We start from the raw sequence: 21,125 nt of genomic DNA on the forward strand, positions 1-21,125 counted from the left end.
AACCAGCGACGGGAGACTCATGGATATACAGCCTTTTCATGCATGGCGGCCGAAAGCGGGACAGGAACATCGCGTGGCGGCTCCGCCCTACGACGTGGTGACGGCGGATGAGGCCCGCGAGCTGGCGGGCGACAACCCGCACTGTTTTCTGCATGTCACGCGCGCGGAGATCGATCTGCCGGCGAATATCGAGCCCTACAGCGACGAGGTGTACTTGCGCGGCCGCGACAATCTGGACCGGATGAAACGCGAACACGTGCTCGAACGGGACGCGGAGCCGTCACTCTACCTCTACAGCCAGAGCGATGAGACGCACGAGCAGAACGGGCTGGTGGCGGCGTGCCACGTTCGCGATTACGTCGAAGGCCGCATCCGGATCCATGAGAAGACGCGCGCGGCGAAAGAGGCGGACCGGGTGCGCTGCATCGATACCCAGAACGCGCAGACCGGCCCGGTCTTTCTCGCCTACCGCGGGCGGGAGGACCTGAACCGCCGCGCCGCGGAACTCAAGACGCACGAGCCGATCTTTACGCTCGAAACCCCGGAGGGGGTCACGCACCGCGCCTGGGCCATTCCCGATCCCGACGCCTGGGTTGAAGCCTTTGCCGATATCCCGGAGGTCTTCGTGGCCGACGGCCACCACCGCGCCGCGGCCGCCTCGGCCGTGGCGGCCCGCCGTCTCGAGGCCCGCGGGGGCGAACAACCCTTCGCGCCGGACCAGTATATGATGGCGGTGCTCTTTCCCGCCGAACAGCTCTGCATCCTTCCGTACAACCGGATCGTGCGGCGCCTCCCCGCGGACTCCGCAGCCTTTCTCGACAAACTGAACGAGGTGTGCGCGATCGAACCGCTCGACGCGCAGCGCACGCCGGAACACGGCCGGTTTCTCTGCTATATCGACGGCAGCTGGCACCGGCTTACCCCCCGCACGGAAGCGCCGGAGGACGACCCCGTGGCGCGGCTGGACGTCAGCCGGCTGCAGGACGCCATCCTGGCTCCGCTGCTCGGGGTTGAGGACCCGCGCACGGACGAGAATATCGACTTCGTCGGCGGCAAGGGCAGTCCTGAAAAGATTAAAGCGATGGTCGACGGCGGCGAGGCCGCGCTGGGCTTTTCGCTGCATCCGACCACGATGGACGACCTGATGGCCGTGGCCGAGGCCGGAAGACTCATGCCGCCGAAGAGCACCTGGTTCGAGCCGAAACTCCTCTCCGGCCTCTTCGTCCACACGCTGGAGGAATAACCCGCAGGCCGAACCCGTGCGTGAGGGTAGGGATTCTGCTGGACAGCAGAAGGCCGTCCGCCGTTTTCGTACTCTTACTCGTACTCGTACTCGTACGCGTACTCGGAGCGCCGAAGGCGCGATTCCACTTCCCCTGTTCAAGGAACTCGAGTACGAGTACCGCTTCGCTGAGTACGAGTACGCGTACGTTGTGACGCGAGCGGGTTTCTAATCCAGCCGCTACGACTTCAGTAGTTCCACAAAAATCCACAAAGAACCCGAAGATCACGCCCTACCCGGGAGGCGCAGGCCGAACCCGTGCGTGAAGGTAGGGATTCTGCTGGACAGCAGAAGGCCGTCCGCCGTTTTCGTACTCTTACTCGTACGCGTACTCGGAGCGCCGAAGGCGCGATCCCACTCCCCCCGTTCAAGGAACTCGAGTACGAGTACCGCTTCGCTGAGTACGAGTACGATATTCCCCCGAGTGTCCCCATGTTGAACTCAGCAGTTCCTCAAGACAACCCCCAGCTCCCTGAGTCTGCCGTCCGGCGTTTCGGCACACAGGCGCGGGAATCGGGATCCCGTCCGCAGCCACGAGCCGTCGTCCTTCTGCAGCATCACCTTCTGTTCATGCACACGCACGAGCACGAGTTCCAGCGCCGCAGCGTCGAGCCGGATCAGCGTCAGCCGGGCCAGGCGGCGGACCGGCGGGGGCAGCGGGCCGAAACGGTCCCGCAGCTCCCGGACGGTCGCGCGCAGTTCGCGCCCGCCGGCCGCGGCCGTAATCCGGCGGTAGAAACGGATGCGCGCCGTTTCATCCTCCATGTAGTCATGGGGGATATAGGCCGCATTTTCCTCCCCGGCACCGGCGGACGGCGGGCCGGGCCGGATGAATTCGAGGTCGATGCGCACCTCCGCGAGCGGCGGCACGGGCTCATTCCTGAGCCGGGCCACCGTGCGGCGCAGCAGGCGGCAGTACAGTTCGAACCCGACGGATGCGATGTGACCGCTCTGCTTCGCGCCGAGCAGGTTGCCCGCGCCGCGGATTTCGAGGTCGCGCAGGGCGAGCTGAAACCCCGATCCGAGTCCCGAATGACGGCGGAGTGCGCGGATCCGCTTGCGGGCGTCGGCGAACAGCGCGCCGTGCCGCGGGATCAGAAGACAGGCGTAAGCCCGGTGGCGCGACCGCCCCACCCGTCCCCGTAGCTGATAGAGTTCCGCGAGTCCGAAGCGGTCGGCCCGCTCGATGAACATCGTGTTCACGCGGGGCAGATCGAGTCCGCTCTCGATGATGGTCGTGCAGAGCAGCAGATCGATCTCCCCGCGGCTGAAGCGGTGCATGACCTCCGACAGGCTGCGCTCGTCCATCCTCCCGTGCGCGACTCCGATCCGGGCTTCCGGTAGCAGGCGCTCGAGTTCCCCGCGCTTCTTTTCGATGGTCTCCACCCGGTTGTGCAGATAGAAGATCTGCCCGTCGCGGTTCAGTTCGCGGAGCGCGGCCTCGCGGATCAGCGCCTCGTCGTACTCCCTCACCTCCGTGTCGATCGCCTGCCGTTCGCGCGGCGGCGTCTGGATCGTACTCATATCCCGCACACCCGTCAGACTCATGTAAAGCGTGCGGGGAATGGGCGTTGCCGTCATGGTGAGCACATCGATGTGCTGCCTCAGGCGCTTCAGCTTTTCCTTGGCGTCGACTCCGAATCGCTGTTCCTCGTCGATGACCACCAGTCCCAGGTCGTGGAAACGGATGTCCTTCGAGAGCATGCGGTGGGTGCCGATGACGATATCGAGCGCCCCGTCGGCCAGTTCGCCGACGATCCGGCGCTGTTCTTTCGGGCTCCGGAAACGGCTGAGCATGTCCACGCGCACGGGAAACGCGGCCATCCGCTCGCTGAAATTGTCGTAATGCTGCTGGGCCAGGACGGTGGTGGGCACGAGCACGGCGGCCTGCGCGCCGTCCATGACGGCCTTGAACGCGGCGCGCATGGCCACCTCGGTCTTCCCGTATCCGGCGTCGCCGCAGATCAGCCGGTCCATGGGACGCGGCGATTCCAGGTCGCGCTTGACCTCCCGGATTGCTTCGAGCTGATCGTCGGTCTCCGTGTACGGGAAGGACGCCTCGAACTCGGCCTGCCACGCGGTATCGGCCGAAAAGGCCCGTCCGCCCTCGAGTTCGCGCGCGGCCTGGGTCTCGAGCATGCGGGCGGCGAGATCGCGCACCCCGTGCTCCACGGTGTCGCGTTCGCGCGACCAGCGCCGACCTCCGAGCTTGTGGAGGCGCGGGGCGGAACGGCCCGCGCCGACGTAGCGGCTCAGCAGGTGGGCCTGATCGACGGGGAGGTAGAGCCGGGCGCGGTCGGCGTACTCCACCACCAGCGATTCCCGCCGGCCTTCTTCGCTCTCCGTCTCGAACAGGCCCAGGTAGCGGCCGATGCCGTGTTCGACATGCACCACAAGGTCGCCGGGCTGGATGTCGAAGGCTTCTTCGTAGCGGCGACCCTCGCGCGCCCGCCGGCCGGCCTTCCGTCGGCGCGCCTCGACGGGGCGGCGCGTACGGTAGTCGTAGAAATCGCACTCGGCGATGATATGGAACCCCGCGGCGTCGCTCCGGCAGCTGTCCGAGAGTACGCCGTCGCAGAGCCGGACCCGCTCCGCCCCGGGGAGGTTGCCGTAGAGTTCGGCGAAGCGGTTGCGGCTGCCCGCGGTTTCGAAGAAGAACTCCACGTATCTTCCGTCGCGCGCCTCGCCGAACAGCCGCTCGACCACGCGGCGCCGGCCCTGTTCGGCCAGGTCGGGGCGGCCGCTCCGCTCCCCGGCCGTGTAGTCGGGCGCCCAGCCGCGCAGGTCGAGCGGCCGCACCCCGGTGTCCGCCAGCGGTCCGATCTCGATGCGCCGGCGGGGCGGGCGGTCGCCGAAGCACTCGGCCTCGAGCCGCGAGGCCAGTCGCGGAAGCGCCTCGGGGATACGCTCGTAGAGTTCGAGGTGTTCGCGGATCGATTCCGGCCGGACCATGAACCAGCGCATCCCGGCCTCGAGATGTTCGAGCGGCGAGACGAGGTCTTCCGTCTCGAGGTCGATACTCAGATCCGCGGGGGTCACCGCCACGGACTCCAGCCGGTCGAAGGATCGCTGAGAGTCGGGATCGAAGCGGCGTATCGATTCGACCTCGTCGCCGAACCACTCGATACGCACGGGCCGGTCCTCGCCGGGGGGCCAGACATCGACGATCCCTCCGCGCCGCGCCGCCTCTCCGCGCCGGAAGATTTCCCCCTCGAAACGGTAGCCGCCCTCGCCCAGTCGCCCGAGCAGCTCTTCCGGCGGGAGGGTATCCCCGCGCCGCACGGGGAACCGGCGGGCCGTGAGCCGTCCCGGAGGCGGCACCGGCTGGAGCAGCGCCTGGACGCACGTCAGGATGATCCGCGGCGGTTCGTCGCCGCGGCAGGCCTGCAGCGTACGGAGCCGCGCGGCGGCCCGTCCCGCCTCCGTCTCGTCGTCTCCGGCCTCCGCGGATTCGCGGGAGGGGAACACCCGCACGTTTTCGGGCGACCCGCCGGACAGCGCGCCGACGGTCGCCTCCAGTCGCGCGAGCGCCTCCGGGCCTTCCGTGACCCAGCACTGCGGTTCGGTCTGTGTTTCGGCCAGCTCCAGGGCGATCAGCGCCTGGGCCGTCACCGGAAGCTCCGCCAGCCGCTGCGGCGAATCGGCGGCAAAGACGAAGGCGAGGGTCTGCCGGTCCCGGGGCGACAGGGAGGGTTTCTGAAGCGGCGTTTTCACAAAAATCTTCGGGCTAGATCGACTCCAGGCTGCCCTTGAGCATGGAGATATCGAGGGCGAGGGCCATTGCGCCGGAATGGCTTTCCATGTCGCCGGTGATCTCCTCGATCGACTGGATCAGGCGCGGGAGCTGTTCATCGGGCACGAGTGCGAAGACGGTGCGGTGGAACTCTTCGCGCGTTCCGAGAAAGTTCATGAAGCTCGCAAAGAGCGGAACCCGGGTGAGAATGTTGCCCATGCCGCGCGATTCCAGCACCGACGCGCCGCGGATCCCCATTTCCACGAAAAGTTCCATCACCTCCGTCACGAGGTCCTCTTCCTGCAGCACCAGCATCAGCAGTTTGCGGCGGCGCGCGCCCCCTTCCGCGCTCTCCGGAGAGGCATGACGCATGAAGCTCTCGTAGAGCGCCGTCGCGGTGGGAGCTTTGCGCAGTTCGCGCCGGGCCGACTCGTTGCGCAGGACGCCGGAGATTTCCGCCAGAACTTTCACGTACTCATTCGGCTTCTCCTCCGGTCCCGCGAGGAAACAGAACAGGTGGGCTTTCTTCCCGTCCAGCGCATCGAACGCCGCGCCCCGCGGCGACAGTCCGATGCCGAGCACAAACTGTTTCAGCCCGGGCAGGCGGCAGTGCGGCAGCGCGAGGCCGTCGCCGAATCCCGTCGAGCCGAGCTGTTCGCGCTCGCGCAGCGCCGCCGCGATCTGTTCCTGCGTGAATCCGCTCAGCGCGTCATGTTCCTTCAGGATCTCCGCAATCTCGTTGAGCATGTCTTCTTTTCTGCGGGCGTGCAGCCGCACGCGGCAGAGATCGCGGTTTAAGATGTCGCTCAGGTTCATGATTCAATAAGGCCTGTTTTTGATCCGCGTCCCAAGCACGATTTCAGGTTCCACGTAATTTTTTGAGGTGATCCCGATCTTAGTCGAGTTCCCACTCCTTCTTACGCGGCCATGGTCACGAGTTCTTCTCCATTCCCCTGACGATTGCGAACCGGGAGAGCGGGGGGCCGGCGAGTTCGTTCACGAACACGGCGAAGAGCACGATATTGGCGATCCTCATCAGCCACTGCTGGACCTCCGGGGATCCGCGTGCGGCCAGGGGGGAAGCCTGGAGGAAGAGGACCAGGCCGATCGCCACGCCCGCCTGCGGCAGCATGGAGAGCCCGAGGTAGTTGCGAACCGAGGCGGGCGCCCGGCAGGCGCGGGCTCCCGCCCAGACTCCTGCGTACTTGCCGGTCGCGCGCGCGATCACGTAGATCGATCCCAGCGCGAGGACCCAGGGGTCGCCGAGCACGGCGATATCCAGTTCGGTGCCCGCGATCGCGAAAAAGGCGGCGTAGAGCGGCGGCGTGAGGGGGGTGATGACCCTGAAGAGCGCGTGGCGGTGGTTGGAGATGTTTGCGAGCACCGCTCCCGCCATCATGTTCGTCAGCAGCGGCGAGAGTTCCAGCGAGATGGCCACCGCGGTGAACAGGAAGATCGAACCCAGCGCGATGATCAGCCGCTCGTTATCGCGTTTCACGCGCCACGTGAACAGACGCATGAGAAGCCCCTGCGCCGCGCCCAGCCCGATCGCGGAAACGATCTCGGTCACCGCATGCACGACTACCGTCATGCCCCCGGTTGCCTGCGCCGCGGCGGGCCCGATAAACGTGAACACGAACGCGTAGACCGCGGAAAAGAGCAGTACGCATCCCGCGTCGTCCAGCGCCACCACTCCGTAGAGCGTATCGACGAAGTCGCCCCGCGCGCGGAGGTTCTGGATGATGACCACCGTGGCGGCCGGTGCGGTGGCGCTGGCGATGGCCCCCAGCAGCATGGAGTAGGACCACGCGAGACCGGCGGCGAAGAGCGCCAGGGCGACGATAAAGAACGTGCCGAAGAGCTGGACGAGGGTGATGGTCAGGATGCCGGGACCGAGCCGGCGGATCTTCGGCAGCGCGAATTCGCTGCCGATCGTGATGGCGATAATGCCGAGCGCCACCTCCGTCACCGTCCGCAGCGTCTTCGTCATCTCCGCATGGATCACGCCGGTGACGGCGTCGCCCAGAAGAAGCCCGGCGACGATATAGCCGGTGATGGCCGGGAGCCGGACCCTTTCGGCCAGCTTGCCCGCAAAATATCCGATCACCAGCAGCACCCCCATGCTGAACACGATGTGGTCGTTGAACGTGTCCCGCAGGTGCAACAGGGCGTCGATAAGTATCTGCATGCTGGTTGCCGGTGAATGATGAACGGCCTACCCGGTAACATAATATAAGGCGGAAGACCAGCGCGGCGTCCTTCCGGCCGCCCGGCCGCCAGAACCCTGCGCTTTGGGTTTGCGGTCGGGCGGCCCGAACCGTAGAGTCTGCATTTTGAACGCGGCGACCTGGAGGCGTGGATTCCGATGGCGAAAAAGGGATTCGAACCGAGTGTACAGGATCTGGTGTACAGTGTGGACGCGGGGCTGGGCCTGCGCCTCCTGAGGCTTGTTCTGGCTGCATTTGCCGTGCTCTTCCTGGCCCTGCTTTACACGGGTACCCAGTACCGGGGGTTCAAGGACTCCTCGTCGATGGAATACGCCCAGCTCGGCCGCAACCTCGCGGTGCATAACCGGCTGATTACGTACACGGTCCGGCCGGCGACGATCCATTACCTGACGGAAAACACACCTGAGGCCAACCCGCGCATCATGTTCCACCCGGACGTCCTGCACCCCCCCATGTATCCCGCCGTGCTCGCCGCCCCGATGAAACTCATGAACGCCCTCGGCGCGGATCTCGAAGCGAAACCGGCCCCGGGATCGAGGCCGCCGCCGCGGTATCCTCTCGAACAGTGGCTGGTCGTGCCGCTGAACCATCTCTTTCTCATCCTCACCGGCGTCTTTCTCTTCCTGCTGGCGCGGCGGCTGTTCGCCCCGCGGATCGCGATGCTCTCCGTGCTCGTGTATTTTCTCACCGACGCGGTCTGGGCGGACAGTATCGCGGGCGGGGGCCTTCCTCTGCTCTCGTTTTTCATCGTCGCGGCGACCTACGGGGCGGTGGTCGCGGAACGACGCTGGCAGCAGATGAGTTCCGCCGCCGAATGGATGGGACCTCTGGTTCTCTCGGCCGTGGCGGCCGCCTTCGCCTTTCTCACCCGCTACGCCGGCGGGGCGATCGCGGCGGGATTGTTCATATTCCTGCTGGCGTCCGGATGGTCGCGGCATCGGGGATGGCTGCCCCCGCTCATCTTCACCGCGGTATTCGTGCTCGCTCTTTCCCCCTGGCTGGTGCGGAACGTGCTGATCTCCGGCGATCTGCTGGGGATGACCCCCTGGCTGGCGCTTTCGGGGAGTCCTATGTTCGAGGGGCAGTCGCTCATGCGCGACCTGACGCCCGCCTTCAGCGCGGGCGAGGCCGTCGAGGCCGTCCGCAGCCGCTGGGTGGCCTCCATGGCCGAATTCTACGGCGGGGAATTTTTCGCCCTCGGCGGCGGGATCCTGGTCGGTCTCTTCCTGATATCCTTCCTGTATAAATTCGAACGGCGTTATATCCAGCTCCTGCGCTACGGCGTGCTCGCGGCGCTGATCGTATTCATTACGGGGGCCGCGGCGTTCGGATCGGAGGCGCTCCGCGGCTATCACGCCTTCTGGCCCCTGATCCTCGTATTCGGGTGGGCCTACTTCCACGTGCTGCTCGACCAGCGCGGACTGGTGATTCCGCTCCTGAACAACCTCGTCACCGGTGTGGTCGTCGTGCTGTGCGTGCTGCCCTTCCTCTTCCGCATCCTGCCGCCGCGGGCCGAGGACGCCTATCCGCCCTATTTCTGGCCGCAGATCCAGCGCCTGTGCGGATGGATGCAGCCGCAGGAGGTCATCTGCACCGACATGCCGTGGGCGACGGCCTGGTACGGAAACCGCGTTTCGGTGCTGCTGCCCGAGGACGTCAACCAGTATTACGAGATCAACGATTACCGGCGGAACATGAATGCGCTCTACTTCACGACGATCACCAAGAACAAGGGCTTCGCGCGCGAACTGATCCGTAAAGAACAGTCGTGGCTGCCGCTGATGAACGGCCGCACGCCGGAAGGGTTCCCGCTGCAGGAGGGATTCAACCTCAATAAGCACGATCAGATGTTCCTCACCGATTATCCGCGCTGGGCCGGGCAGATGGAGGAAGAGGGGGGCGAATGAAGGTCGTCTTCATGGGGTCGGGCCGGATCGCGGTCCCCTCGCTGGAGCGGCTGTTGAAGGCGGAAGGACTCCGGGTCCCCCTGGTCGTGACCGCCCCGGATCGTCCAGGCGGGCGTAAACGCCGGCTCCGGCCCTGTCCCGTCAAGGCGCGCGCGTTGGAACTCGAATGCGCGGTCTGGACGCCCGAAAAACCCGGCCATCCCGCATCGATGGAGATGTTCCGTTCCGTCGCCCCCGACGTGTTCGCCGTCGCCGCCTACGGCCAGTACCTGCCGCGCCGGGTTCTCGATCTCGCACCGCACGGGGGGATCAATATGCACCCCTCTCTGCTTCCCCGCTACCGGGGCGCCGCGCCCATTCCGTGGACGCTGGTGAACGGTGATGAAGAGACCGGCGTCACGATCATCGAAGTCGCCGAAAAGATGGACGCGGGCGATATCCTCCTTCAGGAGCGTCTCCCCGTGGACCCGGAGGACACGACGGCCTCGCTGGAGGACAGGCTGGGCGTGCTGGGGGCGCGCATGCTGGAAGACGCGGTTCGCGCGCTCGCTTGCGGCACGGCCGCGCCGCGCCCGCAGGAGGAGTCGGCCGCCACCTCGGTCCGCAAGCTCCGCAAGGAGGATGGGCGCATCGACTGGACCCTGGGCGCAGAGGAGATCCGCAACCGCATCCGGGCCTTTAATCCCTGGCCGGCATGTTTCTGCTTTCCGCCGTGTCTGGAAGGGGAGCCCCTGAAGATCCTCCGCGCCGAACGCGAGCAGGGATGCGGCTGTCCCGGCGAGGTCCTCCGCGTTTCAGGCCGCGGGCCGCAGGTCGCCTGCGGCTCGGGCGCCCTGTGCCTGACCCGTGTACAGCCGCCCGGAAAGCGGCCGATGAGCGGCGGTGATTTCATCAACGGTCACGAAGTGCCCCCCGGCGAGAGGTGGGGATAGAGCACGGATCAGCCGTTGCGGATCACACTGATCCAGGTCTGCGCACCCTGCATGATCATCTCGACCGAAACGCTGCCCACGAACAGCGAGACCACGCGGCCCGCGACTTCGATATAGCGCTGGATGAGGATCTCGTTGCGCGGGCGTACGTAGTCGTGGAGCTTTTTCAGCAGCGCGATCGTCAGCGCGGAAATGACGACCGCGGTCACCACGGCGAGCACGGACAGGGGCATATCCAGCCGTTCTCCCGCGAGGACGCTGGCGCTGATGGTGCCGGGTCCGATCAGGATGGGCATGGCGATGCTGCCCGCGGCGTACTCGGATTCGCCGCGCAGCGACTCGATGGCCATATTGCCGCGGAACATGAACTGGATGCCGATCAGCAGGAACACGATCCCGCCGAAGATCTGGAACGACGCGAAGTGCTGCTTGAAGTCGGCCGAGAAGATCGCGTCCCCCAGCAGCGCGAACACGGCGAACACCCCGGCGCTGATGTAGGCGGCCTTCCGCAGTTCACGCCAGAAGGTCGAAAAACTCATTTTCTCGATCAGGTCGAGCAGGTAGATGACGACCAGAAACGGGTTCAGCATGATGAGCATGAAGCCCGTGATGTTCAGGAAAGGTTCCATGGTTTCCCTTTCATCTCCGCAGTCCGTCGCCGGGGGCGAGCCCCCCGGATTTCAGGGGTCGATGCCCTGCGCGCGCAGCTTCTCCAGAAGCGAGGCATTTCCGGGGTCGATCCGGTGCGCCTGCAGGTAGTATTCCACGGCGAGTTGAGGTTCGTCCAGCTTGAGCAGGGCATCTCCCAGATGTTCGAGGATGGTGGGATCGTCCGGCATCAGCCTCGCGGCGCGTTCGAGCTGCTCCCGCGCGCGCTCATAGCGGCCCTGTCGGTAGTAGATCCAGCCCAGCGTATCGATGTAGGCTCCGTTGTCCTTCTCGAGTTTCAGGGCCTTCTGAGCCAGTTCCAGCGCGCGGTCGAGGTGGACCCCGTCTTCCGCCCACATGTAGGCGAGGTAGTTGTACGCCTCCGCGAATTCGGGATCCTGATCGATGGCGCGCCGGAGGAGCCGCGCCGCGGCGTCGGCCTCCCCGGTGCGCTCGCGGGCCGAACCGTAAAGATAGTGGAAAAACGCGGTGAGGAGCGTGTCCTCCGTCTCCTTGTCCCGCGTCAGTTTCGTCACGCGCTCGAACGCCGAGGCTGCCGTCTCGAAATCTTCGATCCGGTAGCGGAAGTATCCGCGATAAAAAGGCGGATAGGGGTTGTCCGGAAATCGTTCCTCGAGAGTGTCCAGCAGGATCCCGAGCTGTTTCCGGCACGGCGTTTCGTTGCGCGCGAGGCAGTAGTCGAGCAGCGCCCCGAGTTCGGAAGCCCGGTCGCGGCGGATGATATCCGCGAGCACGTCCGCGGCGCGCTCCGTCTTGTCCTGCATCATCAGCGCGAAGGCGTAGACGCGGTCCAGCTCGGGAGTGGCTTGGCCGGGATCGCGGGAGGTCAGGGCGCGCCGGGCGGCCGCGAAATTCCGTTCCGCCTCGGCGAAACGTTCGCGCGCCGCTTCGGCGTGTCCGAGTGCTACATGGGCGTTGATATGCTCCGGGTCCAGCGCGAGCGCGTCGCGTAGAATCTCCGCGGCCTGTTCCGCAGCCCCCTCCTGCAAAGCGCCCAGTCCCGCGAGCACCCACCAGTCCGCCGCGCGGGTGTCGCCCCGTTCGGCCAGCGGGCGGGCGGCCTCCGCCGCCGCATCCCAGCGTTTCATGCCGAGGTGGATCGAGATCAGCCGGGCGCGGATTTCGGGGCGCTCGTCGCCGTACTCGAGGGCGCGCTCGAACGCCGCGGCGGCTTCCTCCCGGGACTGGAGGAGCAGCAGGGTTTCGCCCCTGCGTATGTGGAGTCCGGGGTTGCGGGGGTACCGTTCGAGCCCTTCGGCCAGATCTTCGAGGGAGGCCCGCGCCGCCTTTTTAATCGCGGCGTCCTCTTCCTCAGCCGCGCCGCCGATCCGGGCCGTGGAGCGCAGTTCGTAGAAGTCGGCGGGCGGGGAGTCCAGGGATTCGAAGGCGAGATCGATCCAGCGCGTGGCCCGCTCCCAGTTCCCGGCCGCGGCGTGCATCGCGATCAGGCGCCGGAAGGGGGCGGGGTCGGAGGGGAACTGGTGTACGGCCTCGCGGAGCGAAGCAAGCGCCTCTTCTCGTTCGCCGCCGGCCTCAAGCGCTTCCGCCAGCAGGATGCGGGGGCGGGGCGAATCGGAGGTGTGGCGCAGGTATTCGCGGGCCGTGTCCGCCGCCTGTTCGAGATCGCCGGCCCGTAGGTGGAGGGCGAACATGCGTTCCCAGGCCTCGGCCGCCGTCGGATCACGGTCCACCGTACGCCGGTAGGCCTGGAGGGCCGCGTCGGTCTCGCCCTGCCAGTCGTGCAGCAGAGCCTCACCGAAAAAGCCGACCGCTCCGGTCCGGTCCGTCTCCGGAGCGGGGGTGCGGCAGCCCGCGGCCAGCAGGAGCGCCGCCCCCGAAAGAACCGCCGCGCTCCCGGTGAACAGGGCGCGGCGCCGTCTCAGGGAAGGCGTTCCGTGCGGGGAACGCGTACGGATTACTTCTTCTTGTGCCGGTCGGCGCGAAGCTGTTTCCGCCTTTTGTGCTTCGACATCTTTTTTCTGCGCCATTTCTTTACACTGCCCATGGGTGCTCCCGTTTTTTCACGCTCTTCTGTAATGCAGATATCTGCGTCATTCGACTATTTTATTCAGGCTCAGTTCAATAATCCCCTCCGCGCCCGCTTCCTTCAGGTCGGGGATGATTTCGCGCACCACCGATTCATCGACCACGGTCTCGACCGAGTACCAGGCCTCATCGGCGAGGTTGTTGATGGTGGGTGCGTGGAGCGAGGGAATATTCTCCGTGATCTGCGTCAACCGGTCGCCGGGGGCGTTCAGCTTGAGGAGCACTTTCGAGTCCGCGGCCAGCGCGGCCTTGAGCAGCAGCGCGATGCGCCCGATCTTCGCCTTTTTCCATTCGTCCGCCCACGCGTCCCGGCCGGCGATAAGCTGCGTGTGCGACTCGAGCAGCGTGTCCACGATCCGGAGGTTGTTCGCGCGCAGCGAGCTGCCCGTCTCCGTCACGTCGACGATCGCGTCGACCAGCTCCGGCACCTTCGCTTCTGTGGCGCCCCAGGAGAACTCGATGTCCGCCTCGACGCCGTTCGCCTCGAAATACTTGCGCGTAAGCCCGACCGCCTCGGTCGCGATCCGTTTGCCCTGCAGGTCCGCGACCGAGCGGACCGGCGAGTCGTTCGGCACCGCCAGCACCCAGCGCACGGGGCGCATACCCTGCTTGGCGTAGACCAGGTCCGCCACGGCCACGACGTCCGATCCGTTTTCACGGACCCAGTCCAGCCCCGTCAGACCGGCGTCCAGCATGCCGTGTTCGACATAACGGCTCATCTCCTGCGCGCGGATCAGCCGGATGTCGAGTTCCTCGTCGTCGGACGACGGGAAATACGACCGGCTCGTGCCCTTGATCTTGAAGCCCGCGCGGCGGAAGAGCTCGAAGGTGCTCTCCTGCAGGCTGCCCTTGGGAAGACCCAGTACCAGTTTGTTTGAAGCCATTCCGTGTCCCTCTTCGTCCTTAATGCGTTCACTTCGAGGCGAAAAACGATCCACCATAGGGAAAAATGAGTCCGAGGGACAACGGGAAAATGGGAAATTGTGGTTCTTCGCAGATTCTTGTGGTGGAGCCGTTCGGGGAAGAGGCGGGATGGGAGACGACAAACGTTCGTAGTAGCGCCGCACGCCTGCCCCCGGCAGGCCAGGCGCGTGAAAGATAACGGCCCTTGTCCGCTGCGCGGACCTGCGGGCCTACTACGAACGTAATAGAGAACGCACCCTTTCTTTGCCTGCGCTCTTCTCATTCTTTTTTGCGGTCCCGGCGCCTTTGCGAGAGTCATTGCTTGTGTTTTCGACCACGGATTACACCGATCACACGGATGGGATCTCGAAATCCGGATCGAGGTCGAAATCGGGATTCAGAGAGAACATAATTCGTACTCGTACTCGAGTTCCTTGAACAGGGGGAGTGGGATCGCGCCTGCGGCGGTCCGAGTACGCGTACGCGTACGAGTACGAGTAGGCGCTACTACGAACGTTTGTCGTCTCCCATCCCGACCCCGGCCTCCTCTGTGACCGCTGTGGTGAATCCCTATCCCGCCTCTTCCCCGAACGGCTCCGCCACAAAAATCTACGAGGAACCACAAGAGAAGAGGAAATGAATCCCATGGCGAGTCCCATCGTCTATTATGTCGGGCATGCGCAACTGCGCGTTCACTGACTACTTCGAGAATGAGGTGTTGCGGAAGCGACCGTACCTGACCTGAAGAAAGAGTGGTGCGCCCGTGTATGCGACGCACCGCTGAAGGTGGAGCGGCAGGAGCACAACCGCTTCCGCTTCTGGGGTGAGATACTGGAGTTGGAGGGACGTGTCCTTCGTGTTGTTACGCTGGAGGACCAGAAGACGATACACAACGCATTTCCCGACAGGAGATTCAAGAAATGAAACTGAACTACTACAAAGACACCGACTCCCTGTATATTGACCTGTCGTCCAAGCCGAGTGCCGATACCAGAGAGATCTCAGAGGGTATCGCCCTGGATTATGATGCCGACGGCAACATCGCCGGCATCGACATCGACAATGCCAGCCGGAAGATCGACTTACGGGAGATCATTCTCAGTAAAATCCCCGCAGAATTCGAGACGCTGACGGCATAAAAAGTCGTCGAAAAACAGTAGCATCCCATAAGGCCCCGTATCGGGGCACAGAGCTTCCCTAACCCGTGGCCCTGCAGGGGCCGCACACTTTCTCCGATAACCAGGAATCAGTGGTTCCGATTTTTTAATCGAATTATAACGTTGGCGTGCGGTTGTCTTGTTTAAGATATGCGTTCATGAAACGAAAGGGGCGGAACGTATGGAATCGCACGAGATATTCCGGGAGGCGATGAACCGGACCGGGATCAAGACCATTGCGGGACACCTGCGCCTCTCGACCTCGCTGCTCTACAAGTGGTGTCAGCCCAGCGATACGCCCGACGCCAGCGGTGCGGCGAACCCGCTCGACCGCGTGCGCCATTTCTGTGCCTTCACCGGCGACGCCTCGCCGGTGATGTGGCTGTGCGAACAGTGCGGTGGGTACTTCGTCCGCAACCCGGATCCCGGAGAGGCGCCGCCGGACCTGATGATGCTCGATGAGACGCGCCGGATTGTGCGCGAATTCTCCCAGTTGTTCGATGCGATCACCAAGAGTCTCGACGAGGACGGCACGGTCTCTCCGTGCGAAGCGGAGCGCATCCGCCGGGAGTGGGAGGATCTGAAGCGCGTGGGCGAGGGATTTGTCCGTGCGTGCGAGGCGAAAAAATCACCGTCAACCGGGGAGAACTGATGCACCTGTTGCTGGGTATTTCCTGTTTTTTGAGTTCGGTGCTGGTTGCCGTACTCGTGGTGTTTGCCACATGGGCTCTTTTCTCGCGGCTCGGCACTGCGAAACTGGAGCAGATCCGCGCGGGGAACAGTGCCGCGGCGGTACTGCTGGGCGCGGAGCTGCTGGCGTTCGGCATTCTGATGACCCGCTGCCTCTATCCGGTTTCCGCGGTGCTGCAGAACCTCTTCCTCGGCAGCGGCCTCGGCGCCCTCAAATCCGTGCTGGTTCTGATCGGCTACATCGTGCTCGGCTACGCACTCTCCGTACTCACCGTCGCCCTCGCCGCGCAGCTGTTCAAACTGCTCTCCCGCGATCTCGACGAAAACGCGGAGATCCGGGCGGGCAATCTCGCCGCCGCCATCGTATTCGGCATGGTCATCGTCACCATAGCCTTCATGGTCCAGTCGGGACTGGGCGATCTGCTCAATACGCTGATCCCTCCGTTCGGCGGAACGAAAATCTCTTTCCAGGCCTGATCGCCGCCCACCGGAAAGGACCGGGATGAGGACGAACTCGACAGCGCTCACGGCATCCCGGCTTCTCTACCTGGCCGGCGCGGTCGCGCTGGCCTTCCTCGCCTGCGCTTCCGCCCCGCACCGGTCCCCGCCGCCCGCCGCGCAGCTCCCGGTCCGCTTCAGCGTCCCGCGCGCGCCCGCCAATCCGGCATCGCCGCTGCTCTGCCCCGCGGCCTGGACGAACGCCGCCGGGTCGTTCTCGGCCCGGTCAACCGACAGCGGCGTGACGGTGCAATACGTCTGGAACGATTACTTCGGCGAGGCCCGGTCGCTGCAGGAGACGTGGTCGCATCGTGAACGCGCGCGTGCTATCGAAGCTTTCGGCCTCGCCCCCGCGCAGCGCGCAGCATTCTTCGCTTCCCGAATCCCGGCGGGCGACCCCGAATGGCGGGAGCTTGCCGCGGCGGTGCGCGAGCGGCGGGGACCGGTCCACCTCCCGGCCTACGGGATTCTGACGGAAGTAGAGAGGGCGCGCCTGTTCGCCTGGCTCGAGGATGCGGAGAAACGCTACCTGGCGCGTCAGGGGTTCGGCCGCGGTGTCGAGGGCCGGCTGGCACCCGACTACAGTCGCATGGTCGAACGGCAGTCGCCGCTGCTCGAGGAAACGGCCCGGGCCATGATCCGCGAGGGCGCGAACGACGGAATGACCTGGAACGCGCTGACCCACAAGCTCATGTCACTGGTGCACTTTATCCGGTACGAGATTCCGCCGATCACGGAACACGGTCGCTATATCCAGGGGCTCCGGCCGCCGCTCGACCTGCTGTGCCGGGGGAGCGGGGACTGCGACTCCAAAGCGGCGCTCTTCTGCGCGATCGCGCGCCACTTCAAGGATACGCGCCCCGCCGTCGTCGTCATCCCCGGCCACGCCTTTAACGGCCTGTTCGGCTGGCACAAGAGATTGCCGCAGGACACGGTGCTCAGGCACCGCGGCGTCGATATGCTCCTGCTCGATCTGACCGGCATGAGCAACTACGGCGCGGCGGGAATGATCCACGAGGCCGACCGCCAGCATCTGCGTCAGCGCATGCCGAAGGTGTATGAAACATGGTGAGCATGATGCCACGTTCGTTCCGGCGCCTGGCGGCATGGATTCCCGTGCTGGCCCTGCTGCTGCCCGGCGCAGCCGGGTCCGCGTGCGCACAGACGCAAGATCACCGCGTGACGGCCTTCAAGGAGCAATTCGAGGGGGGGGCGTTTGAACGCGCCGTCGAGCTGGGTCGTCCGCTGCGCGAAGCCTTTCCGGATGACGCCATCCTTCGCTACCAGTACGCCGCCGCCTGCTTCGTCACCGGCGACTTTGAAGCGGTGATCGCTGCGGCGGAGGACGACGCGATGATCCCGCTTTTGCCGGCGGCTTACGAAAAAGAGGAGGAGATGGGGTTCGAAGTTTACTCCTGGGCTCTCTGGCAGTGTGAGATTCAGGCCCTCGCCGCATCGAAGCGGGTCGATGAGGCGCTGCGCGACATCAAACGCTCCGCCGGGTATGAGAATCGTCCGCTGCTCTTCCTTCAGTACTGTCTTTTGCAGTATCGCGGCCAGATTCGCGAGGCGGAAGCCGTGCGCGCCCGCTGGTTTTCGCAACCCTATCACGGCAAGCCGGAAGGCGAGCTCTATGCGCGTCGCGTAATTCCCGCCATGGAGGTTCCCGACAATCTCGAGTCCTGGGTCACCTCCGCGGCGACGCATGATGAGATCACGCTGCTCCGCGCCTGCGCGGGATTCCAGGATTGGCTTGATGGACGCACGCAGCGCGGCATGAGGCGCATGACCCGTGCGGTGCGCGAGGCCAATCCCGCCACCGCCGGTATCCCGCAGACCCTGCTCGCCCTGTGCCTGCCCGAAGGCGAATCGATTGGCCCCCACCTGAAACCCGGACTGGACGATCCGCGCTGGCGAAAACAGTCGAAGGCCTATAACGCCTATATCGAGGCCTATATCGATAGCGACTGGCCGCGGCTGCTGCGTCGGCTCGACGAGGTCATGCGCCTCTCGCCGCGCAACTCGCGCCATCGTTCTTATGCTCCAGGGGCGCTGGGCGGAGGCGAAGCGCGAAGCGGATCATGCGCTCGAACAGACTCTCTGGGATACGAATAACATGCTCTGCCTGCGGGCCTACCTCCCGATGATTCACCTGATGCGCAACGAGCAGGCCGAGTATCGGGCCGCGCTCGCTGCCCTGAAAGCCCGCGATCTCACCCCGGCCTGGCGCCTCGTCGCCGGGGCGATCGAGAATCCGCAGCGCTATGACGCATCCCTCGCGATGCTGGCAAACAATGCCAACGCCAGTTGCCTGCTGATCACCTGCCGTGCCCTGCGCGCGGAGACGGAGGGCGACTACACGCGTGCGGAAGAACTCTACATGCAGGTTATCGGATCCGAAGCGTTCATGCCATTCCTGGAATACCACCTGGCCGACGTGCGGCTGCGGGTGGTCGCCCCGCTGGCGGCTATTCAGAAGACGCCCGCCGCCGCTGATTCCGAAAAACGGGTACAATTATAAAGGCCCCGGTTCCGAGCTTCGTATAAGCTGGACACCGAAAAACACGGGAGCACGGGAGTAAAGCATGAAGAGTGAATGCGCGATGAACCCGGAAGGACTGAGTTGAATCTCTACATCAAATCGAATCCGGCCGGCGAGTGGGTCGTGATCGTGGTATGCGCCGTATTGTTCTTTTTGCCCGTCCGGATCGAAGAGGATCTCGCGCGCCCCATCGGCGTGGGGCTGAGCCTCGGTATCGTCTTTGGCATCGCGCGCGTGATCCGCGCGGGCAAGCTGAAAAAGGAGCCTTACCTGCGATTCGATGCCGCCGGGCTCCACTGCCTGCCGCTGATCGGGAAGGGGTGGACGATTCCGCCCGAACAGATTCACAACCTGCAGTTGAACGAACGTATGCTGTCCGTGGAACGGGGTGCGGGGGGGAAGCGGTATGCCGTGGCGGTACGGCCACTGGCGCCTCGCGAACGCGCCATGCTGGAACAATGGGTCGAGACATGGAATAGAACGAAAGGAGTTCGGAAATGACAGAGACGGAAGTCAAAACGGTTCAACGTAAACGACAGGGCGCGTTCATGAGCACCATCGGACCGGTCACGAAGATATTTGTTCCGTTGGTCGCGGCGCTGGCGATGATTCTTATCCTGGCCCTCGCACTGGAGATTCCCGCGGCGATGGGGGCGACGGCCATCGCACTGCTCCTGACGGCACTGCTCTGGGTCGGGTTCGGGTTCGCCTCGTCCGCAAGGGCGCGAGGGGCGCGCACGCCCGCGGCCTGGGGCCTCGGTGCCGTTTTCGGACTGCTTCTCGCGCCGCTCGGCATGATCGTTTTTCTCGTCCTCTGGAATGCCCGCGTGGGCGGCGGACGCTGCGGATTCTGCCCCGGCTGCAACCGCCGGATCGGATTCGAGGTGCCCGCATGCCCCTATTGCGGCTGCGCCTTCAGCCAGGCCTGACCGGATCTATTCACGAAGGTCGAGTCCGAAAATCATAACAAAGGCCCCGCTAATGCGGCCGGTAAGAAAGGATTGAACCACGATGTCTATTCGAACCCGCATGCTTGCCGCGACGGCTGTTTTGCTGGCAGCGGTCTACGGCGCAAATATCGCGCTGAATATCAAGGCGCAGCACGATTACAGCGCCTACCTGGAACGCTTCACTCCTTCGGCCGAACTGGTGCAGGCGCTGGACTCGGGGAATCTCATCGGCATTGCAGAGCAGCTCGTCGCATTGGAGCCCTCCGTCGCAGAACCCGCGAATGTGAAGCGGCTGGGCGAGTCGGAATATGCGGAATTGCGCGACCTCGACTTCGATCGCCTGGCCCTGCGTTATATCGAGACGGCGAAACAGCACATGCAGAGAGAGGTCTGGGCCTATCTGGGCCGGGAGGTCTCCCTGGATGAAGCTGCATGGGAGGCCCTTTACCCGGCCGAGACCTTCGGCTGCGATATCCCGGACCTCGCACGCCTGCTGCTGAGCGAACTCTTTGCCGCCACCGAAACCTTTTCCGTTGATTACGGCCTGACCGGGGGAGGGCAGACCCGCGATCCGGAGCAGGCGGTGCTCAATCTCTTGGCCTCCGGCGAAGCGATGCCGGAACGCACCTGGGAGATGATCTCGGACGTGATTACCTCGACCTTTGAAACCGACACCCACCGGCATGTCACAACGATTCCCCGTCTGACCGGGTTCAAGGAGAAGATGGTTTTGCGGCTGAATGACACGAATCGGCCGATCATGCTCGACCGTTTTTACATTGCGGCGCCGTACGAATTTACGGCTTCCCTGGAGAAACAGAAAAGTCGCTGGGATAGCGACGATGCCGATACGGCCGAACTGCTCGCGCGCATCCGACGCGATCGGGATCTTCAGGCCTTGGACAGCGGCACCGCCGTCGGTTCGCCGAACCGCGCCGAAGGGCTGGTTCACGCGCGTTACCGGGGGTTGTCTGGGACGATCCTCTCCGCGTGTAATCCGGCGATAACCTTCTGGGTTGAGGCTGAGCTTCCCTCGTCCGCCGTTTCCCGGTTGACCGGCGGGGGTCGGTTTGAAATGGCAGCGCTGCCCTCGGGGGACGCGGAAATCGAATTGACCGGGCGCCTGCTGGACGATGCCTTCACTCCGCGCGACCTGCGTCTCTACGCACATCGCATGCGTTACCGTATGCTCATGGGCGTGGCCTCCAGGTTCATGGATCGCTCGTCTTCAGCGTTTAATGTGTATGAAGAGCATTTCAATGCCCTGACGGAACTGGACGATTCTGCACCCTCGGCCCTGGCGGGGGATATCCATTCGCGTCCGGAGATTCGTGAGGCCGTGGAAGATCTGCTGGTCGGGGAACGCGCTGTGGACGCCGACGCGGCCGGTACGACGCTGGAGAAGCTCCGCTCCGCCGGGATCCGCGACAAGGCGGCGCTCTATCGGCTGCTCTCGATCTGGCTCGATGAATTCGAGACAACGGGAATGCCGCGGCCGCTGGGCGAGATCGCCGAAGATGTGAAGGCCGGATAGAAAGGGTTCTTCATAAATAGCTCAGGATAGCGGTCCCGAGGGCGATTTTAAATC

Annotated in this window: 19 protein-coding genes; 12 read left to right on the forward strand and 7 right to left on the reverse strand. The window is 64.6% G+C overall.

Annotation, left to right across the window (positions count from 1 at the left end; all coding sequences use genetic code 11):
• Positions 1-19: 19 nt before the first annotated feature.
• A complete protein-coding gene (locus L21SP4_RS00800; RefSeq protein WP_052880875.1) occupies positions 20-1,243 on the forward strand; it encodes a DUF1015 domain-containing protein in 1,224 nt (407 codons plus the stop codon).
• Between the two features lie 480 nt (positions 1,244-1,723).
• Here the strand turns inward: L21SP4_RS00800 and mfd are convergent, their stop codons facing one another.
• The 3 genes from mfd to L21SP4_RS00815 form a co-directional block, all read right to left on the reverse strand.
• Entirely contained in the window at positions 1,724-4,996 is a 3,273-nt protein-coding gene (gene mfd, locus L21SP4_RS00805) for a transcription-repair coupling factor (RefSeq protein WP_052880876.1), read from the reverse strand.
• 13 nt (positions 4,997-5,009) lie between these two features.
• On the reverse strand, positions 5,010-5,831 hold the full coding sequence (locus L21SP4_RS00810; RefSeq protein WP_052880877.1) for a PTS sugar transporter subunit IIA: 822 nt from the start codon (positions 5,829-5,831) through the stop codon (positions 5,010-5,012).
• 115 nt (positions 5,832-5,946) lie between these two features.
• Entirely contained in the window at positions 5,947-7,203 is a 1,257-nt protein-coding gene (locus L21SP4_RS00815; RefSeq protein ID WP_052880878.1) for a cation:proton antiporter, read from the reverse strand.
• Positions 7,204-7,380: 177 nt separating this feature from the next.
• Here L21SP4_RS00815 and L21SP4_RS00820 point away from each other — a divergent pair, with 177 nt between their 5' ends.
• Together L21SP4_RS00820 and fmt are read left to right on the forward strand one after the other, a co-directional pair.
• A complete protein-coding gene (locus L21SP4_RS00820) occupies positions 7,381-9,150 on the forward strand; it encodes an ArnT family glycosyltransferase (protein ID WP_052880879.1) in 1,770 nt (589 codons plus the stop codon).
• A complete protein-coding gene (gene fmt / locus L21SP4_RS00825) occupies positions 9,147-10,082 on the forward strand; it encodes a methionyl-tRNA formyltransferase (protein ID WP_052880880.1) in 936 nt (311 codons plus the stop codon). The genes L21SP4_RS00820 and fmt overlap by 4 nt, the downstream gene beginning before the upstream one ends.
• A gap of 8 nt (positions 10,083-10,090) precedes the next feature.
• On the opposite strand, the gene L21SP4_RS00830 is transcribed toward fmt, so the two are convergent.
• The 4 genes from L21SP4_RS00830 to hisG are packed head-to-tail and all read right to left on the reverse strand — an operon-like array spanning position 10,091 to position 13,681.
• Positions 10,091-10,711 carry a MarC family protein gene (locus L21SP4_RS00830; RefSeq protein WP_052880881.1) on the reverse strand — a complete coding sequence of 207 codons (621 nt, stop codon included), beginning with the start codon at positions 10,709-10,711 and terminating at the stop codon, positions 10,091-10,093.
• A 51-nt stretch (positions 10,712-10,762) separates the two neighbouring features.
• Entirely contained in the window at positions 10,763-12,667 is a 1,905-nt protein-coding gene (locus L21SP4_RS00835) for a tetratricopeptide repeat protein (protein ID WP_417999902.1), read from the reverse strand.
• Positions 12,667-12,756: an AURKAIP1/COX24 domain-containing protein gene (locus L21SP4_RS13440; protein ID WP_417999891.1), complete on the reverse strand. Its 90-nt coding sequence runs from the start codon at positions 12,754-12,756 to the stop codon at positions 12,667-12,669. Before L21SP4_RS13440 ends, L21SP4_RS00835 begins: the two co-directional genes overlap by 1 nt.
• Positions 12,757-12,802: 46 nt before the next feature.
• Positions 12,803-13,681, reverse strand: a complete 879-nt coding sequence (hisG, locus tag L21SP4_RS00840; protein WP_052880883.1) for an ATP phosphoribosyltransferase — start codon at positions 13,679-13,681, stop codon at positions 12,803-12,805.
• Between the two features lie 939 nt (positions 13,682-14,620).
• Here hisG and L21SP4_RS00850 point away from each other — a divergent pair.
• From L21SP4_RS00850 to L21SP4_RS00890, 9 genes are all read left to right on the forward strand, one after another.
• Positions 14,621-14,839 (forward strand): DUF2283 domain-containing protein, encoded by a 219-nt coding sequence (locus tag L21SP4_RS00850; protein ID WP_052880885.1) that lies wholly within the window; start codon positions 14,621-14,623, stop codon positions 14,837-14,839.
• A 199-nt stretch (positions 14,840-15,038) separates the two neighbouring features.
• Positions 15,039-15,509, forward strand: a complete 471-nt coding sequence (locus L21SP4_RS00855; protein ID WP_052880886.1) for a phage regulatory CII family protein — start codon at positions 15,039-15,041, stop codon at positions 15,507-15,509.
• Positions 15,509-16,024 (forward strand): DUF350 domain-containing protein, encoded by a 516-nt coding sequence (locus L21SP4_RS00860; RefSeq protein ID WP_052880887.1) that lies wholly within the window; start codon positions 15,509-15,511, stop codon positions 16,022-16,024. Before L21SP4_RS00855 ends, L21SP4_RS00860 begins: the two co-directional genes overlap by 1 nt.
• Before the next feature lie 25 nt (positions 16,025-16,049).
• Entirely contained in the window at positions 16,050-17,117 is a 1,068-nt protein-coding gene (locus tag L21SP4_RS00865; RefSeq protein WP_052880888.1) for a transglutaminase-like domain-containing protein, read from the forward strand.
• On the forward strand, positions 17,111-18,160 hold the full coding sequence (locus tag L21SP4_RS00870; protein WP_052880889.1) for a hypothetical protein: 1,050 nt from the start codon (positions 17,111-17,113) through the stop codon (positions 18,158-18,160). The genes L21SP4_RS00865 and L21SP4_RS00870 overlap by 7 nt, the downstream gene beginning before the upstream one ends.
• Before the next feature lies 1 nt (position 18,161).
• Positions 18,162-18,566 carry a hypothetical protein gene (locus L21SP4_RS00875; RefSeq protein WP_052880890.1) on the forward strand — a complete coding sequence of 135 codons (405 nt, stop codon included), beginning with the start codon at positions 18,162-18,164 and terminating at the stop codon, positions 18,564-18,566.
• Positions 18,567-18,641: 75 nt separating this feature from the next.
• The gene (locus L21SP4_RS00880) at positions 18,642-19,088 is read left to right on the forward strand and encodes a hypothetical protein (protein WP_052880891.1); all 447 of its coding nucleotides are present in this window, start codon (positions 18,642-18,644) and stop codon (positions 19,086-19,088) included.
• Complete coding sequence (locus L21SP4_RS00885) at positions 19,085-19,516, forward strand: hypothetical protein (RefSeq protein ID WP_052880892.1); 432 nt, start codon at positions 19,085-19,087, stop codon at positions 19,514-19,516. The genes L21SP4_RS00880 and L21SP4_RS00885 overlap by 4 nt, the downstream gene beginning before the upstream one ends.
• A gap of 82 nt (positions 19,517-19,598) precedes the next feature.
• Positions 19,599-21,071 (forward strand): hypothetical protein, encoded by a 1,473-nt coding sequence (locus L21SP4_RS00890; RefSeq protein ID WP_144413703.1) that lies wholly within the window; start codon positions 19,599-19,601, stop codon positions 21,069-21,071.
• The last annotated feature ends 54 nt before the right edge of the window (positions 21,072-21,125 follow it).

Source organism: Kiritimatiella glycovorans (assembly GCF_001017655.1).
In the GTDB taxonomy this organism is placed as follows: Bacteria; Verrucomicrobiota; Kiritimatiellia; order Kiritimatiellales; family Kiritimatiellaceae; genus Kiritimatiella; species Kiritimatiella glycovorans.

Excerpts from the sequence above, each read along its gene's own strand:
- L21SP4_RS00800 (WP_052880875.1), top strand. The coding sequence starts at position 20 with ATGGATATACAGCCTTTTCATGCATGGCGGCCGAAAGCGGGACAGGAA.
- L21SP4_RS00810 (WP_052880877.1), bottom strand. The coding sequence starts at position 5,831 with ATGAACCTGAGCGACATCTTAAACCGCGATCTCTGCCGCGTGCGGCTG.
- L21SP4_RS00815 (WP_052880878.1), bottom strand. The coding sequence starts at position 7,203 with ATGCAGATACTTATCGACGCCCTGTTGCACCTGCGGGACACGTTCAAC.
- L21SP4_RS00820 (WP_052880879.1), top strand. The coding sequence starts at position 7,381 with ATGGCGAAAAAGGGATTCGAACCGAGTGTACAGGATCTGGTGTACAGT.
- fmt (WP_052880880.1), top strand. The coding sequence starts at position 9,147 with ATGAAGGTCGTCTTCATGGGGTCGGGCCGGATCGCGGTCCCCTCGCTG.
- L21SP4_RS00830 (WP_052880881.1), bottom strand. The coding sequence starts at position 10,711 with ATGGAACCTTTCCTGAACATCACGGGCTTCATGCTCATCATGCTGAAC.
- L21SP4_RS13440 (WP_417999891.1), bottom strand. The coding sequence starts at position 12,756 with ATGGGCAGTGTAAAGAAATGGCGCAGAAAAAAGATGTCGAAGCACAAA.
- hisG (WP_052880883.1), bottom strand. The coding sequence starts at position 13,681 with ATGGCTTCAAACAAACTGGTACTGGGTCTTCCCAAGGGCAGCCTGCAG.
- L21SP4_RS00850 (WP_052880885.1), top strand. The coding sequence starts at position 14,621 with ATGAAACTGAACTACTACAAAGACACCGACTCCCTGTATATTGACCTG.
- L21SP4_RS00855 (WP_052880886.1), top strand. The coding sequence starts at position 15,039 with ATGGAATCGCACGAGATATTCCGGGAGGCGATGAACCGGACCGGGATC.
- L21SP4_RS00860 (WP_052880887.1), top strand. The coding sequence starts at position 15,509 with ATGCACCTGTTGCTGGGTATTTCCTGTTTTTTGAGTTCGGTGCTGGTT.
- L21SP4_RS00865 (WP_052880888.1), top strand. The coding sequence starts at position 16,050 with ATGAGGACGAACTCGACAGCGCTCACGGCATCCCGGCTTCTCTACCTG.
- L21SP4_RS00870 (WP_052880889.1), top strand. The coding sequence starts at position 17,111 with ATGGTGAGCATGATGCCACGTTCGTTCCGGCGCCTGGCGGCATGGATT.
- L21SP4_RS00875 (WP_052880890.1), top strand. The coding sequence starts at position 18,162 with ATGCTCTGCCTGCGGGCCTACCTCCCGATGATTCACCTGATGCGCAAC.
- L21SP4_RS00880 (WP_052880891.1), top strand. The coding sequence starts at position 18,642 with ATGCGCGATGAACCCGGAAGGACTGAGTTGAATCTCTACATCAAATCG.
- L21SP4_RS00885 (WP_052880892.1), top strand. The coding sequence starts at position 19,085 with ATGACAGAGACGGAAGTCAAAACGGTTCAACGTAAACGACAGGGCGCG.
- L21SP4_RS00890 (WP_144413703.1), top strand. The coding sequence starts at position 19,599 with ATGTCTATTCGAACCCGCATGCTTGCCGCGACGGCTGTTTTGCTGGCA.